The following is a 13,757-nucleotide window of genomic DNA, read 5'->3' as shown; positions in this document are numbered from 1 at the left end:
ATATGGAGTATTTTATCCAGCAGCTCATAAACGGGCTGACTCTTGGATCGATCTATGGCCTTATCGCTATTGGCTATACGATGGTTTACGGCATCATCGGCATGATCAACTTCGCCCACGGCGATATTTTCATGCTTGGCGGCTTCGCTGCCCTGATCGTTTTTCTTATTCTCACGACGTTTTTCGCCGGTATTCCGGTCGCAATCCTGCTTCTGGTCATGATGGTTGTCGCCATGCTGATGACCGGATTGTGGAACTGGGCGATCGAGCGTGTGGCCTATCGTCCGCTGCGCGGCTCGTTCCGCCTCGCGCCACTGATCACCGCCATCGGTATGTCGATTGCATTGTCCAACTTCATTCAGGTCACCCAGGGCCCGCGCAACAAGCCGATCCCGACGCTGGTGACCGAAACCTACCATTTCGGCGCGATCACCATTTCGCTGAAGCAGCTCATCATCGTGGCCATCACCTCGGTTCTGCTGTTCGCCTTCTGGTATATCGTCAACAAGACGCCGCTTGGCCGTGCACAGCGCGCAACCGAGCAGGATCGCAAAATGGCGGCCCTTCTGGGTGTGGATGTCGACCGCACGATTTCCATCACCTTCGTCATGGGGGCAGCGCTCGCTGCCGTGGCAGGGACCATGTATCTGATGTATTACGGCGTTGCTTCCTTCAACGACGGCTTCATTCCGGGCGTGAAGGCCTTCACGGCGGCTGTTCTTGGCGGCATCGGCTCGCTGCCGGGCGCCGTACTGGGTGGTTTGCTGATTGGCCTCATCGAAAGCCTGTGGTCGGCTTATTTCTCCATCGCCTATAAGGACGTTGCCGCATTCGGAATTCTTGCCTTCGTGCTGATTTTCAAGCCGACCGGTATTCTGGGCCGTCCGGAAGTCGAGAAGGTTTAAGATCATGGCAAACACTGTTTCCGAAAACGAAACCTCTGGCCCGAGCCTGATGGCGCAGGCCTTGAAAGAGGGCATCTTCGCGGGCTTCGTCTCGTTTGGAATGTTCATTCTTTACATCGGTGTCGTGACCTATCAGGACATCAACAACCAGTTGATCTGGGGCACGCGCTGGGGCCTGCTGGCGATATTCGTTGCCATTGCCGCCGTTGGGCGCTTCCTGATCGTTGGTTTTATCAAGCCGCATCTTGACCACCGCAAGCTGGCGAAAGCCAAAAGCGGCGTGCTGGAAATTTCCGAAAACAAGGGCTTCTTTCACAAGCATTTTCTGAAGCTTGCGTTGGTTTTCCTCGTCATCTACCCGGCAATCGCCGTAGGCCTATTCGGTGTTCAGGGCTCGCTGAAACTAGTCGATAACTTCGGCATCCAGATCCTCATCTATGTTATGCTGGCCTGGGGCCTGAACATCGTGGTGGGTCTCGCTGGCCTGCTCGATCTCGGCTATGTCGCTTTTTACGCCGTGGGTGCTTACTCCTACGCGTTGCTATCCAGCTATTTCGGCCTGTCTTTCTGGGTCTTGTTGCCCATGGCCGGTATCCTTGCCGCGTTCTGGGGCATCATTCTCGGCTTCCCGGTTCTGCGTCTGCGCGGCGATTATCTTGCCATTGTGACGCTCGCATTCGGCGAAATCATTCGTCTTGTGCTGTTGAACTGGACCGAAGTCACCAAGGGGACCTTCGGTATTTCCGGTATCGCCAAGGCATCCATCTTCGGTATCTGGTCCTTCGATGTCGGTGCGCCAAACAACTTCGCCAAGTCCTTCGGCCTGCCCATGTCGTCGGCCTATTACAAAATCTTTCTGTTCTACGTCATTCTGCTACTGTGCATGCTGACCGCCTATGTGACGATCAAGCTGCGCCGCATGCCGATTGGTCGTGCGTGGGAAGCGCTGCGTGAAGACGAAATCGCCTGCCGCTCGCTCGGTATCGATACAGTCAAGACCAAGCTCACGGCCTTTGCTACGGGTGCCATGTTTGGCGGTTTTGCGGGCTCGTTCTTTGCTGCACGTCAGGGCTTCGTCTCACCTGAGAGCTTCGTGTTCCTCGAATCGGCTGTCATCCTCGCCATCGTGGTTCTGGGCGGCATGGGTTCGCTGACGGGTATCGCGGTCGCCGCTGTCGTCATGGTCGGTGGCACGGAACTGTTGCGCGAGATGGAATTCCTCAAGCACGTCTTTGGCCCCGAGTTCACACCGGAACTCTACCGCATGCTGCTGTTCGGCCTGGCGATGGTTATCGTCATGCTGTTCAAACCCCGCGGCTTCGTCGGCTCTCGTGAGCCCACGGCCTTCCTCAAGGAGCGCAAGACCGTATCCGGCAGCTTCACCAAGGAAGGTCACGGCTGATGGTTTCCGGTAACAGTGAAATGACAAAAGACACGATCCTCAAAGTCGAGCATCTTTCCATGAAGTTCGGTGGTCTGATGGCCATCAACGACTTCTCCTTCGAAGCCAAGCGCGGTGAGATCACCGCGCTGATCGGCCCCAATGGCGCAGGCAAGACGACCGTCTTCAACTGCATTACCGGCTTCTACAAGCCGACTATGGGCATGATCACCATGCGGCGCAAAACCGGCGAGGAGCATCTGCTTGAACGTCTGCCGGATTTCGAGATCACCAAGAAGGCCAAGGTTGCCCGTACCTTCCAGAACATCCGATTGTTTTCGGGTCTGACCGTTTTAGAAAACCTGCTGGTTGCCCAGCACAACGCGCTGATGAAGGCATCCGGCTACACTATTTTGGGCCTTCTCGGTCTGCCGACTTACAGCAAGGCGGCAGCAGCAGCCATCGATAAGGCCAAATACTGGCTCGACAAGGCCGATCTGACCGATCGTGCCGACGACCCGGCGGGTGACCTTCCCTATGGTGCGCAGCGCCGTCTGGAAATTGCCCGCGCCATGTGCACGGAGCCGGAACTGCTGTGCCTCGACGAACCGGCGGCGGGCCTCAACCCCAAGGAATCGCTGGCACTCAACAATCTGCTGCGCGGCATTCGTGCTGACGGAACGTCTCTGCTGCTGATCGAACACGACATGTCGGTGGTCATGGAAATCTCCGACCACGTCGTCGTTCTCGAATATGGCCAAAAGATTTCCGATGGTACGCCTGACCACGTGAAGAACGACCCGAAGGTCATCGCCGCCTATCTGGGTGTCGAGGATGATGAAGTGGAAGAAGTGATTGCAGAAGAACTTGGGGGGACAATCTGATGTCCGGTGAACCCCTTCTCAAAGTCCAGGGTGTCGAAACCTATTACGGCAATATTCGCGCATTGGCTGGCGTCGATGTCGAAGTGAACAAGGGCGAAATCGTCAGCCTTATCGGCGCCAACGGTGCCGGCAAATCGACATTGATGATGACGATTTGCGGCAGTCCGCAGGCGCGTACCGGCTCGGTGATTTTCGATGGCGAAGACATCACCCAGGTGCCGACGCACCTCATCGCACGCCGCCGCATCGCACAGTCGCCAGAGGGTCGACGCATTTTCCCGCGCATGACCGTTCTGGAAAACCTCCAGATGGGTGCCAATCTCGACAACCTCAAATACTTCAAGGAAGATGTCGAAAAGATTTTCGTCATGTTCCCACGTTTGAAAGAGCGTCAGAGCCAGCGTGGCGGCACACTCTCGGGCGGCGAGCAGCAGATGCTCTCCATCGGTCGCGCGCTGATGTCGCGTCCCAAGCTGCTGCTGCTTGACGAGCCTTCGCTGGGTCTGGCACCGCTGATCGTCAAGGGCATCTTCGAGGCGATCAAGACGCTGAATAAGGAAGAGGGGCTGACCGTCTTCCTCGTCGAGCAGAACGCTTTCGCGGCCTTGAAGCTTTCGGACCGCGCTTACGTCATGGTCAACGGTAAGGTGACCATGAGCGGTTCCGGCAAGGAGCTTTTGGCTAATCCCGAAGTTCGTGCTGCTTATCTCGAAGGCGGTCGCCACTAATGTCTGCGCCCGCGCGAGCGGGCGTCGATAACCGGGTCTACGCGTCGTCGTGCGGCTCCGGATTCAACATAACAATAAAGCCCGGCGGCAAACGGCGGGCGCAATATCAAGGCAGGTTCTGCGGCTGGTCCAATGAACCCTGATGGGGAAAAAGATGCAGGGACTTTTTTTCGAAAGTGACAGCGGCGTTCGCTACGTTTTGCGCGCGCTCGTGGTGCTCTTGGGTTTCTGGACGGCCTGGCGCACGGGCAAGTCCGTGGCCGATGGCTGGGAAGACTATCCGAAGGTGGTTTTGTACACCCTGCTTCTGGGTGTGGTGATGCGCTTTTTGCACTACGCGCTGTTTGCCGGACCCATGCTGGATGCGTTTTATTACGTGACCGATGTCGTTCTGCTGCTCGCTTTTGCGACGGTCGGATTTCGCATGCGCCGCACCAGTCAGATGGTCGATAAGTACTATTGGCTTTATGACCGTACTTCAGCATTTTCTTACAAGAAGAAAGATTGACAGCGACGTTTTTCTGAACTCAGAATGCGCGCAAGAGTGGAACAGCCTGAGCAGTTAAGGTGGGTGCTGAGCAGGCAGGGATAATCAACCCAACCAATGGAACTGGGAGTAATATAATGAAGAAGTCTCTTCTTTCCGCAGTTGCGCTGACCGCAATGGTCGCCTTCAGTGGATCTGCCTGGGCTGACATTCTCGTCGGCGTCGGCGGCCCGCTGACCGGCCCGAACGCGGCATTTGGCGCACAGCTCCAGAAGGGCGCTGAGCAGGCTGCGGCAGACATCAACGCTGCAGGCGGCATCAACGGCGAACAGATCAAGATCGTTCTGGGCGATGACGTGTCCGACCCCAAGCAGGGCATCTCGGTTGCCAACAAGTTCGTTGCTGACGGCGTCAAGTTCGTCGTCGGTCACTTCAACTCCGGCGTTTCCATTCCGGCGTCCGAAGTTTACGCAGAAAACGGCATCCTCGAAATCACGCCTGCTGCAACAAACCCTGTTTTCACCGAGCGCGGCCTGTGGAACACGTTCCGCACGTGCGGTCGCGACGACCAGCAGGGTGGCATTGCCGGCAAGTATCTGGCTGACCACTTCAAGGATGCAAAAGTCGCGATCATTCACGACAAGACACCTTACGGTCAGGGTCTTGCCGATGAAACCAAGAAGGCTGCCAACGCTGCTGGCGTGAAGGAAGCCATCTACGAAGGCGTAAACGTCGGCGACAAGGACTTCTCGGCCCTCATCGCCAAGATGAAGGAAGCTGGCGTATCGGTCATCTATTGGGGTGGTCTCCACACCGAAGCCGGTCTCATCATTCGCCAGGCAGCCGACCAGGGTCTGAAGGCCAAGCTCGTTTCGGGTGACGGCATCGTCTCCAACGAACTTGCTTCCATCGCCGGTGATGCTGTCGAAGGCACGCTGAACACGTTCGGTCCCGATCCAACCATCAACCCAGCCAACAAGGACCTCGTTGCGAAGTTCAAGGCTGCTGGCTTCAACCCTGAAGCTTACACGCTCTACTCCTACGCTGCGGTGCAGACCATTGCTGCCGCTGCCAAGGATGCAGGCTCGCTCGACGCAGAAAAAGTTGCCGAAGCCATGAAGAAGGGCAAGTTCTCGACCGTTCTCGGCGAACTCTCCTTCGACGAAAAGGGCGACCCGAAGCTTCCAGGCTACGTCATGTACGAGTGGAAGAAGGGCCCAGACGGCAAGTACAGCTACTTCCAGCAGGGCACCTGAGCCTTATCGGATTAGAAAAAGAAAGCCCGGCAGCGATGCCGGGCTTTTTTCGTTAATAGGCGCCCTGTCATGGCATCGCCACAATGGAGCCAACAAGACCGGCAACAACATCGTCATCTGAATATTGCAATTAGGAATAGCAATGACGATACGGCGTGTTGTGATCGGCTGCGGCATCCTTGCCGTTCTTCTGACGGCGATCGTCTCGCTCCATGTGTACAGCAACTCTCGTACGACGCAGTTATTCGGCGACATCATTGCGCGCGTCGAAACGGACAAGCCCGTCGTAGCACTTACATTCGACGATGGTCCTTCCGCACGGTTTACGAAGGATGTCTTGACCGTCCTCAAAGACCGCGACGTGAAAGCGACGTTTTTTCTGATCGGCAAGGAAACAGCTGAAAATCTGCCGCAGGCACGGCTCATTGCAGAAGCGGGTCACGAGATCGGCAATCACTCCTACTCCCACGCCGATATGCGATGGTCGAGCCTGTCAGCGGTGAAAGATGAGCTTGAGCGGACCGATGCGGCCATCCGGGCGGCGGGATATAAGGGAGAAATCCTGTTTCGCCCGCCCTACGGCAAGAAGCTTCTGACCTTGCCTTGGTATCTTTCGCAACATGACCGAAAAACCATCATGTGGGATGTCGAGCCTGAATCTTATCCCGAGGTTGCGGACAATCCCAATGCATTGGCGAAATACGTCATCGATAACGCCATGAATGGCTCGATTATCATCATGCATGTGATGTATCGCAGCCGCGAAGTGTCTCGACAGGCGCTACCGCTGATTATCGATGGCTTGCGTCAACGCGGCTTCGAATTCGTCACGGTGTCGAAGCTTATCGAGAACCGTTAGGTCCACCCAGACGGCTCAAAACGAAATCGGCGCGCTCAGCCACGCTCATTTTCGCAAGGACGATCGTTTCATAACCAAGATCGGCATAGTCGCGAACCAGGCGCTCATACTCTTCGATCGCCGCTGTAAGATCGTGTTGCCGTTCGCCATCGGAAACGTAGATTTCGGGCCATGGCGGCGTCAGGAAAACGAGGGGATTGTAGCGGTGACTGTTCTTCAGTTCGTAAAGCAGCCCATCCGCACAGACGGCGTGAAGAGCCGAGGCTGCGTCGATCAGGCCCCGATCAAAAAATACCCAGCCTGTGTCAGGTGCTTGCTCGTGATCCCCAAGGGACGTTGCGACGGCGCGGCGGGCGAATGCTTCCATATCAACCCACGGAAGAGCCGACCCTTGGCTGTCTGTTTCCTGCTTTACGATGCGGCGACCGGGCTCCTCTATGGTTGCATGACCGCGTCTGGAAAGCTCTGATAGCAGGGTCGATTTGCCGCCGCCGGAGCAGCCCGAAAGGATGACCAGATTATCTGTCTCGCGTCTAATATTCATTCTCCTATACTATTGGGAACAAAGTGTTTTTCAAAAGCGGCAACATTACGCAGGATTAATATTTCGGGGTGGAACCGCTGGCTCGATCACGCGTTTGTTCGCAACCCAACCAAGAGGTTCCTGACATGAAAACACTTCTCATCTCTTCCCTGATTGCTGTCTCTTCCGTATTCGCCTTTTCGGCACCATCATACGCTGACACGGTTACCGTGACCACGACGCAGAAGGTTCGCTCTCCAATGCGCGAAGAGTACCGCCCGCGCCACCACCGCGTTGCCCGCGATTGCGTTGTCAAGAAGGTCCGCTCGCATCACCACGGTCGCGTTGTGATCAAGGAAACGCGTATCTGCCGCTAATATCGCAGTCCATAGTCTGTTAAACGGGCGCGTCATCAGCGCCCGTTTTGCTATGTATCATGCAGAATATGTGCGGCCTTTACCGCGGCTGACGCGCGGTTTTCAACGCCCAGCTTGACGTAGATCTGTTCCAGATGCTTGTTCACGGTGCGGGCTGAAAGGCCCAGTATGTCACCGATATCGCGGTTGGATTTGCCTTTGGCAATCCACAGCAACACTTCCGATTCCCTGACGGTCAGCGTGAAATGCTGGCGCAGCAGCGCATCGGCGGATTTGTCGTTGGCTGCGGTCAGGCGAAACAGGTGTTCGTCCGGTCCCATCGCGCCCAGAAATGTGAGTTGCAGCGTGGCGCGGTCGGGCTGCTCTATGGTGAGCGGTGTCTCGCGAAGGGCGTCATTGCCTCTCGTTTCCAGCCATTCAGCGATATGGCGTGACACGATGTCCATTCCGTCGTCGCGGCCCGTTGCAGCATTGACCAGCCGCGTGGCCTGCGGTGTCGACCAGTGGATGGCGCCGTTTGCGCGCACGGCCAGCAGATGGCGGCCCGCAGCATCCAGCGCAACCCGCGCGCTTTGGGCGGAACGGGCGTTGGAGAGGTGAACACGAATACGAGCGCGCAACTCATCGATGTTGATCGGCTTGGTCAGGTAGTCTACGCCACCAGCCTCAAGTGCCCGCACCACATGCTCCGTTTCGGTCAGCCCGGTCATGAAGATGACCGGGACCTGCGTCACAGCGGCGTTGGATTTCAGCCGCGTGCAGGTCTCGAACCCATTCATTGATGGCATGACGGCGTCCAGCAGAATGATATCGGGGGTAATGCGTTCGGCGATGTTGAGAGCGGCTTGGCCCGATGTGGCGATCAGCACGGAGAAGCCTGACTGTTCCAGCGCATCGGTGAGGAAGCCCAGCGCATCTGGGCTGTCATCCACCAGCAGAACGATATCCTTGGCTAGCGCGGCAGACGGTACGCTCATGGCTGACGCTCCCTGGGTTCTGGGTTTTCAAAACGGCGGAGAAAGGCGGCATAGCCCGCCATGTCGAAGGACTGGACATAGGTTGTTAGTTCTTCGGTGAAGGCCAGATTTTCCGATGTGCGGGCGAGATCGGCAAGCTTTGCCTCTATGCCTCTGATGTAGCCGATTTCGCCCAGCTGCTGCAAATCCTTGATGTGCTGCGGCCCCGGCGTGGTGATGTCGGCTTTTGCTGGCTTAGCAGGGGCATCGGTTTCGTAAACCCAGGTGAGGCCCAAATGAACCGCGAGCTTGTCGCATAGACGGCGAATATCGACGGGTTTTGCGATCGCATCGTTGTGATTGTCTTCGCCCGCACCGGCGACAGAGCCATCGCCGATATTGGCTGACAGCATGATGAGGGGTGCCGATTGGCCCGCCTCACGCAGGCGAGATACCAGTTGCCAGCCGCTCATGCCGGGCATGGAGATGTCGATCAGGAAGAGATCGGGCTTCACGCCTTCGATCAGTGTTAGGCATTCCGGGCCGCTTTGCGCCGTCAGCACCACGAAATCGAGCGGACCCAGCACTTCGCGCATCAATTCGCGATGGTCTTCATTGTCGTCCACGATGACGATGGTGCGGCGTGGGCCGGAATAGGAGACGATCGTCTTTTCCGCCGCCGGTGCCGTGTTGGGGCGGTCTACTGCCGAGAGCATCAGCCGGACCTTGAAGGTCGAACCCTTGTCCTTTTCGCTGACAACAGAGATTTCCCCGCCAAGCGTATTGGTCAGCAGTTGTGTGATGGTGAGGCCAAGGCCGAGGCCCGGCATGGGGCGAATACTCTCTGCCTCACCGCGCTGGAAGGGCTCATAGATGCGGCTCAAATCCTTTTCGGCAATGCCGCGCCCGGTATCGGAAATGGTGAAGGTTGCGACCTGACTGCGATAGGTGACATCGAAACTGACGGTGCCTGCGTCGGTAAACTTGATGGCGTTGGACAGCAGGTTGACGAGGATCTGGCGCAGGCGTTTCTCATCGGTACGAACATATTGCGGCAGGGCCCTGCTGCGTTCATGTTTCAGGTCCAGCCCCTTGGCCTGCGCCTGCGGCTGGAACAGATCGATGATCTGGTCCAGAAAGTCCTTGATATTGATTTCGTTGGAGTAGACCTGCAAACGGCCTGCCTCGATCTTGGAAATATCCAAGAGACCGTCAATCAGCCCGGAGAGGTGGTCTGCAGAGCGCCTGATAACCTTGATGGCGGACTGGCGCGGCTGGGGAATGGTTTCGTCGCGCTCTAAGATTTGCGCATACCCAAGAACGGCATTCAGCGGCGTGCGCAATTCGTGGCTTAAGCCCACGACATAGCGGCTCTTCGCCCGGTTTGCCGCCTCCGCTGTGTCCTTGGCGTTTTGAAGTGCCGCATCGGTCTTCTTGTGCGCGGCGATTTCCTTTAACAGCAGCGTGTTCTGGCGAGAGGATTCTTCTTCCGCCACGACACGGCTGTCATGCGCCAGCACCAGAAACCAGCAGACGATTCCAGCGATGACGGCAAAGACGAAGAAGACGGCAAGGATAGTGCGGTTGACCACATCGACGGTGGCAGGGGAGGCGGTGCCGACCTGATGGGCGATGAGCGCGAGGGTGCCGCCGAGGACGGCGATGGCGAGCGCCGCCGACATGGCATATCTGCCCAACCGGCTAGAGAGCCGGGCGACCAGATCATTTGGCAGGAAGGTGCGGGCGACTGTTGCCACCTGATAGTTGAGCTTGGCCTTTGGCTTGCACATATCGTGGCAGCGGCTGTCCAGCGAACAGCAGAGCGAGCAGATGGGCGCGGCATAGGCCGGGCACCAGGCCATGTCTTCTGGTTCGAAATCATGCTCGCAAATGGAACAGGTGATGCCGCTGGCTTCCTTCCATTTCTGGCGCGGTTTGCGCGCAAGGTAGAATTTGCCCTTCGTGCCCCAGGCGATGAGCGGCGATGCCGTGAAGGCGACGATGAGGGTGAGGTAAGGCGCAAGCGATGCGGCCAGCGCACCGAAGGTGCCGAAATGGGCAGTCAGCGCAACCGTGGCCGACAGCGCCATGGTGCCGACGCCAACGGGGTTGATGTCGTAAAGATGCGCGCGCTTGAACTCGATGCCGGGCGGCGCAAGGCCAAGCGGTTTGTTGATGAAAAGATCGGCTGAGATGGTGCACAGCCACGCCATGGCGACGATGGAGAAGATGCCGAGCGTTTCTTCCAAAAGCCGGTAGATGCCCAGTTCCATCAGCAGCAATGCGATCAGCACGTTGAACACCAGCCAGACGACACGGCCCGGGTGGCTGTGTGTTAGGCGCGAGAAGAAATTGGACCACGCCAGCGACCCCGCATAGGCGTTCATGACGTTGATCTTCAACTGCGAAACGACCACGAAAGCCACCATCAGCAGCAGCGCGGCATTCTGGTTCGGGATCATGTAGCCGAAGGCGGTCAGGTACATTTGTGAGGGATCGGCGGCGCGGTCCACCGATACGCCGGAGCTGAAGGTCAGCACCACGAGGAAAGAGCCCGCCAGCAGTTTCGGCACGCCCACCAGCACCCAACCGGCGCCGGCGAGAAATACGGCAAAGCGATGCCGCAGCTTCAGCTTGCCATCGGCTGGCAGGAAGCGAAGGAAATCCACCTGCTCGCCAATCTGCGACATCAGCGCCAGAATGACGGCAGAGGCGGCTCCGAACTCAACGAGATTGAAATCCGCAACGGTGCCGGGCGGGCCGGAGGCGTGGTGAATGCCTGCGAAGGCGCGCCACAGATCGAATTTTTCCCAATCCAGAAAGGCGATGAAGATAAAGGGCAGGACGTTGAGGACGATCCAGAAGGGCTGGGTGATGATCTGGAACCGGCTGATGAGCCGCACACCATGGGTGACCAGCGGAATGACCATGATGGCCGAGATAATGTAGCCGATCCACAGGGGTATGCCGAGCGCCAGTTCCAGAGCACCCGACATGATGGATGCTTCGATAGCAAACAGCATGAAGGTGAAGGCGGCATAGATGAGCGATGTGATGGTGGAGCCGATATAGCCGAAGCTGGCGCCACGCGTCAAAAGGTCGATGTCCACACCGTAGCGGATGGCGTAGCGGCTGATGGGAATGCCGACGGCGAGCATGACGGTTGCGGCGACGAGGATGGCGAAAAACGCGTTCGTCGTGCCGTAGGAAAGAGTAATCGCGCCGCCGATGGCTTCCAGTGCCAGAAACGAAATCGCGCCGATAGCGGTGTGGGAAATGCGGCTTGAGGAAAACTGCCGGGCGCTTTTGGCGGTAAAGCGCAGCGCGTAATCTTCCAGCGTCTGGTTGGCGACCCAACGATTATATTCGCGCCTGACGGGGATGATGCGTTGCCTTGCGGCCATGCCGGTTTTCCATAGCCTCCGAAACGGTCTGAGGTCTGCGACCGAGGGCAGACGGAAAAATGGCGTCGCCCGGATAGAGCGACGCCATTTTCAAATATTAGGCAGCAGCCGACTTTGCGAGCGGCACTTCTGCGATCGTCTTCAAAACGACGGAAGCGATCTGGTATGGGCAGCCCTGAGAGTTCGGACGACGGTCTTCAAGGTAGCCCTTGTAGCCGTTGTTGACGAAGGAGTGCGGAACGCGGATCGATGCGCCACGGTCAGCAATGCCGTAGGAGAACTTGTTCCATGGCGCTGTTTCGTGCTTGCCGGTCAGGCGCAGATGGTTGTCCGGGCCGTAAACGTCGATGTGCTCTTTCCAGTTCTTTTCGAAGGCACCCATGAGGGCTTCGAAATATTCCTTGCCGCCAACTTCGCGCATGAACTTGGTGGAGAAGTTGCAGTGCATGCCAGAGCCGTTCCAGTCGGTATCGCCGAGTGGCTTGCAGTGGAATTCGACGTCGATGCCGTACTTTTCGCACAGGCGAAGAAGCAGGTAGCGAGCGATCCAGATCTGGTCGGCCGCGCTCTTGGAGCCCTTGCCGAATACCTGGAATTCCCACTGACCCTTGGCCACTTCGGCGTTGATGCCTTCGTGGTTGATGCCTGCTTCGAGGCAGAGGTCGAGATGCTCTTCAACGATTTCACGAGCGATGGAGCCGACGTTCTTGTAGCCGACGCCTGTGTAATATGGACCCTGTGGAGCTGGGTAACCCTGCTCAGGGAAGCCGAGCGGACGACCGTCTTCGTAGAAGAAGTATTCCTGTTCGAAGCCGAACCATGCGCCTTCGTCGTCGAGGATGGTTGCGCGGCTGTTGGAAGCGTGCGGTGTAACGCCATCCGGCATCATGACTTCGCACATCACGAGTGCGCCGTTGGTGCGGGCTGGGTCTGGATAGATGGCGACGGGCTTCAGAACACAATCCGAGCTGTGGCCTTCAGCCTGCATCGTGGAGGAGCCATCAAAGCCCCAGAGCGGAAGCTGCTCGAGTGTCGGGAATTCGTCGAATTCCTTGATCTGCGTCTTGCCACGCAGGTTTGCTACCGGCTTGTAACCATCGAGCCAGATATACTCGAGTTTGAACTTAGTCATTACGAACCTCTCATAGGTTAAAATGCGATGCGTGTTCTCTAGGCGAGCAAGACAGTCGTACCCGCTTTCAAGTTCTGCCTATCTCTATGCATGCGCCGTGCCAGTTCGATGCATACCCTGAAAGAGGTCGCGATTTTTTTGTCGGTGAGTCGTTAAGTGGTCGCGCGGACAGCCTCATGCATAGCGTAACCTTTTTTTAAAAAAAGCTGCAATATCTGATGCTTTTATGGAGGCAGGCGTTATTTTTTGACCAAAAATGATGCCGATTTTAAAAAGAAGAGCAATATTTCTGCAAAAACTTCGGATTTTTCAAACTATCTGCATAAAGACTGTTCTTTGAACTTTATGATTTTTAATGTGATTAAAATTTAGGCTTTATGATATTTATTTAATCAGATGGGGTGAATTGTGGCTCCTTTCGCGCTATATTGTAGATGAAGCAAAAATGCTGAAGCGTTCGAAAGGGAGAAGGTCTCATGAGAAGCGACCCCAACATGCAAAGCGCAACGATTTACCAGTTCCCTGTCGGTGGGCGGGCAGGGTTCAAGGGTTTTCGCCATGAACCTGTTGCGCAGGTAAAGTCTGTGACATCGCCAACCACCTATGTGGATTTCGACAGCTGGTACCATCAGGACGCCATTTCGGAAAAGCCCGATCTGGACAAGCCGCACAACTGAGCCGACGTTGCGCGAAAATGCGGAACGCTTCCGGCGTGACGCTTTGCTTTGCGCCTATGTTCCCGTTTCGCCACCCCATCTACGTCAATTAACGTATACGGTTTCACGGTCGTGAAGCCGATAGTCCCTCCCAGCAGCGGTAAAATAACCGCTGAGCCCAAAGAGGCTGAACAGGAGAGGGGTCCTTC

General features: G+C 56.8%; 13 protein-coding genes. 9 read left to right on the top strand and 4 right to left on the bottom strand.

The annotated features are described in order from the left end of the window. Positions 1–2 precede the first annotated feature (2 nt). The 7 genes from HRR99_RS11505 (at position 3) to HRR99_RS11475 (ending at position 6,500) form a co-directional block, all read left to right on the top strand. A complete protein-coding gene (locus HRR99_RS11505) occupies positions 3–905 on the top strand; it encodes a branched-chain amino acid ABC transporter permease (protein ID WP_111837679.1) in 903 nt (300 codons plus the stop codon). A 4-nt stretch (positions 906–909) separates the two neighbouring features. Then, the gene (gene livM / locus HRR99_RS11500; RefSeq protein WP_111837680.1) at positions 910–2,307 is read left to right on the top strand and encodes a high-affinity branched-chain amino acid ABC transporter permease LivM; all 1,398 of its coding nucleotides are present in this window, start codon (positions 910–912) and stop codon (positions 2,305–2,307) included. Beyond that, a complete protein-coding gene (locus tag HRR99_RS11495; protein WP_111837681.1) occupies positions 2,307–3,170 on the top strand; it encodes an ABC transporter ATP-binding protein in 864 nt (287 codons plus the stop codon). Before livM ends, HRR99_RS11495 begins: the two co-directional genes overlap by 1 nt. Beyond that, positions 3,170–3,898, top strand: a complete 729-nt coding sequence (locus tag HRR99_RS11490) for an ABC transporter ATP-binding protein (protein ID WP_111837682.1) — start codon at positions 3,170–3,172, stop codon at positions 3,896–3,898. Before HRR99_RS11495 ends, HRR99_RS11490 begins: the two co-directional genes overlap by 1 nt. A gap of 154 nt (positions 3,899–4,052) precedes the next feature. Beyond that, a complete protein-coding gene (locus tag HRR99_RS11485; protein ID WP_233121785.1) occupies positions 4,053–4,406 on the top strand; it encodes a DUF6867 family protein in 354 nt (117 codons plus the stop codon). Positions 4,407–4,522: 116 nt separating this feature from the next. Next, complete coding sequence (locus tag HRR99_RS11480; protein ID WP_111837684.1) at positions 4,523–5,641, top strand: branched-chain amino acid ABC transporter substrate-binding protein; 1,119 nt, start codon at positions 4,523–4,525, stop codon at positions 5,639–5,641. A gap of 142 nt (positions 5,642–5,783) precedes the next feature. After that, a complete protein-coding gene (locus tag HRR99_RS11475) occupies positions 5,784–6,500 on the top strand; it encodes a polysaccharide deacetylase family protein (protein ID WP_233121784.1) in 717 nt (238 codons plus the stop codon). Here the strand turns inward: HRR99_RS11475 and HRR99_RS11470 are convergent. Beyond that, the gene (locus HRR99_RS11470; protein ID WP_233121783.1) at positions 6,484–7,044 is read right to left on the bottom strand and encodes an AAA family ATPase; all 561 of its coding nucleotides are present in this window, start codon (positions 7,042–7,044) and stop codon (positions 6,484–6,486) included. The two genes, HRR99_RS11475 and HRR99_RS11470, sit on opposite strands and share 17 nt — an antisense overlap. 125 nt (positions 7,045–7,169) lie before the next feature. Between HRR99_RS11470 and HRR99_RS11465 the strand changes: the two genes are divergently transcribed. Then, entirely contained in the window at positions 7,170–7,400 is a 231-nt protein-coding gene (locus HRR99_RS11465; protein WP_233121782.1) for a hypothetical protein, read from the top strand. Positions 7,401–7,450: 50 nt separating this feature from the next. Here the strand turns inward: HRR99_RS11465 and HRR99_RS11460 are convergent, their stop codons facing one another. The 3 genes from HRR99_RS11460 to HRR99_RS11450 all read right to left on the bottom strand — a co-directional run bounded on the left by HRR99_RS11460 (position 7,451) and on the right by HRR99_RS11450 (position 12,892). Continuing rightward, positions 7,451–8,377, bottom strand: a complete 927-nt coding sequence (locus HRR99_RS11460) for a response regulator (RefSeq protein ID WP_233121780.1) — start codon at positions 8,375–8,377, stop codon at positions 7,451–7,453. Next, positions 8,374–11,760 carry a hybrid sensor histidine kinase/response regulator gene (locus tag HRR99_RS11455; RefSeq protein ID WP_233121779.1) on the bottom strand — a complete coding sequence of 1,129 codons (3,387 nt, stop codon included), beginning with the start codon at positions 11,758–11,760 and terminating at the stop codon, positions 8,374–8,376. Before HRR99_RS11455 ends, HRR99_RS11460 begins: the two co-directional genes overlap by 4 nt. Before the next feature lie 97 nt (positions 11,761–11,857). Beyond that, positions 11,858–12,892, bottom strand: a complete 1,035-nt coding sequence (locus tag HRR99_RS11450; RefSeq protein WP_045228543.1) for a glutamine synthetase beta-grasp domain-containing protein — start codon at positions 12,890–12,892, stop codon at positions 11,858–11,860. Positions 12,893–13,368: 476 nt separating this feature from the next. On the opposite strand from HRR99_RS11450, the gene HRR99_RS11445 reads away from it, so the two are divergent. Then, positions 13,369–13,569: a DUF2735 domain-containing protein gene (locus tag HRR99_RS11445; RefSeq protein WP_112498516.1), complete on the top strand. Its 201-nt coding sequence runs from the start codon at positions 13,369–13,371 to the stop codon at positions 13,567–13,569. Positions 13,570–13,757 lie beyond the last annotated feature (188 nt).

Source organism: Agrobacterium vaccinii (genome assembly GCF_021310995.1).
GTDB lineage: Bacteria > Pseudomonadota > Alphaproteobacteria > Rhizobiales > Rhizobiaceae > Agrobacterium > Agrobacterium vaccinii.
This window is presented reverse-complemented; position numbering and strand designations above follow the sequence as displayed.

What these genes read in the sequence shown, in the direction of transcription:
- HRR99_RS11505 (WP_111837679.1), top strand. Translation starts at nt 3, where the DNA reads ATGGAGTATTTTATCCAGCAGCTCATAAACGGGCTGACTCTTGGATCG.
- livM (WP_111837680.1), top strand. Translation starts at nt 910, where the DNA reads ATGGCAAACACTGTTTCCGAAAACGAAACCTCTGGCCCGAGCCTGATG.
- HRR99_RS11495 (WP_111837681.1), top strand. Translation starts at nt 2,307, where the DNA reads ATGGTTTCCGGTAACAGTGAAATGACAAAAGACACGATCCTCAAAGTC.
- HRR99_RS11490 (WP_111837682.1), top strand. Translation starts at nt 3,170, where the DNA reads ATGTCCGGTGAACCCCTTCTCAAAGTCCAGGGTGTCGAAACCTATTAC.
- HRR99_RS11485 (WP_233121785.1), top strand. Translation starts at nt 4,053, where the DNA reads ATGCAGGGACTTTTTTTCGAAAGTGACAGCGGCGTTCGCTACGTTTTG.
- HRR99_RS11480 (WP_111837684.1), top strand. Translation starts at nt 4,523, where the DNA reads ATGAAGAAGTCTCTTCTTTCCGCAGTTGCGCTGACCGCAATGGTCGCC.
- HRR99_RS11475 (WP_233121784.1), top strand. Translation starts at nt 5,784, where the DNA reads ATGACGATACGGCGTGTTGTGATCGGCTGCGGCATCCTTGCCGTTCTT.
- HRR99_RS11470 (WP_233121783.1), bottom strand. Translation starts at nt 7,044, where the DNA reads ATGAATATTAGACGCGAGACAGATAATCTGGTCATCCTTTCGGGCTGC.
- HRR99_RS11465 (WP_233121782.1), top strand. Translation starts at nt 7,170, where the DNA reads ATGAAAACACTTCTCATCTCTTCCCTGATTGCTGTCTCTTCCGTATTC.
- HRR99_RS11460 (WP_233121780.1), bottom strand. Translation starts at nt 8,377, where the DNA reads ATGAGCGTACCGTCTGCCGCGCTAGCCAAGGATATCGTTCTGCTGGTG.
- HRR99_RS11455 (WP_233121779.1), bottom strand. Translation starts at nt 11,760, where the DNA reads ATGGCCGCAAGGCAACGCATCATCCCCGTCAGGCGCGAATATAATCGT.
- HRR99_RS11450 (WP_045228543.1), bottom strand. Translation starts at nt 12,892, where the DNA reads ATGACTAAGTTCAAACTCGAGTATATCTGGCTCGATGGTTACAAGCCG.
- HRR99_RS11445 (WP_112498516.1), top strand. Translation starts at nt 13,369, where the DNA reads ATGAGAAGCGACCCCAACATGCAAAGCGCAACGATTTACCAGTTCCCT.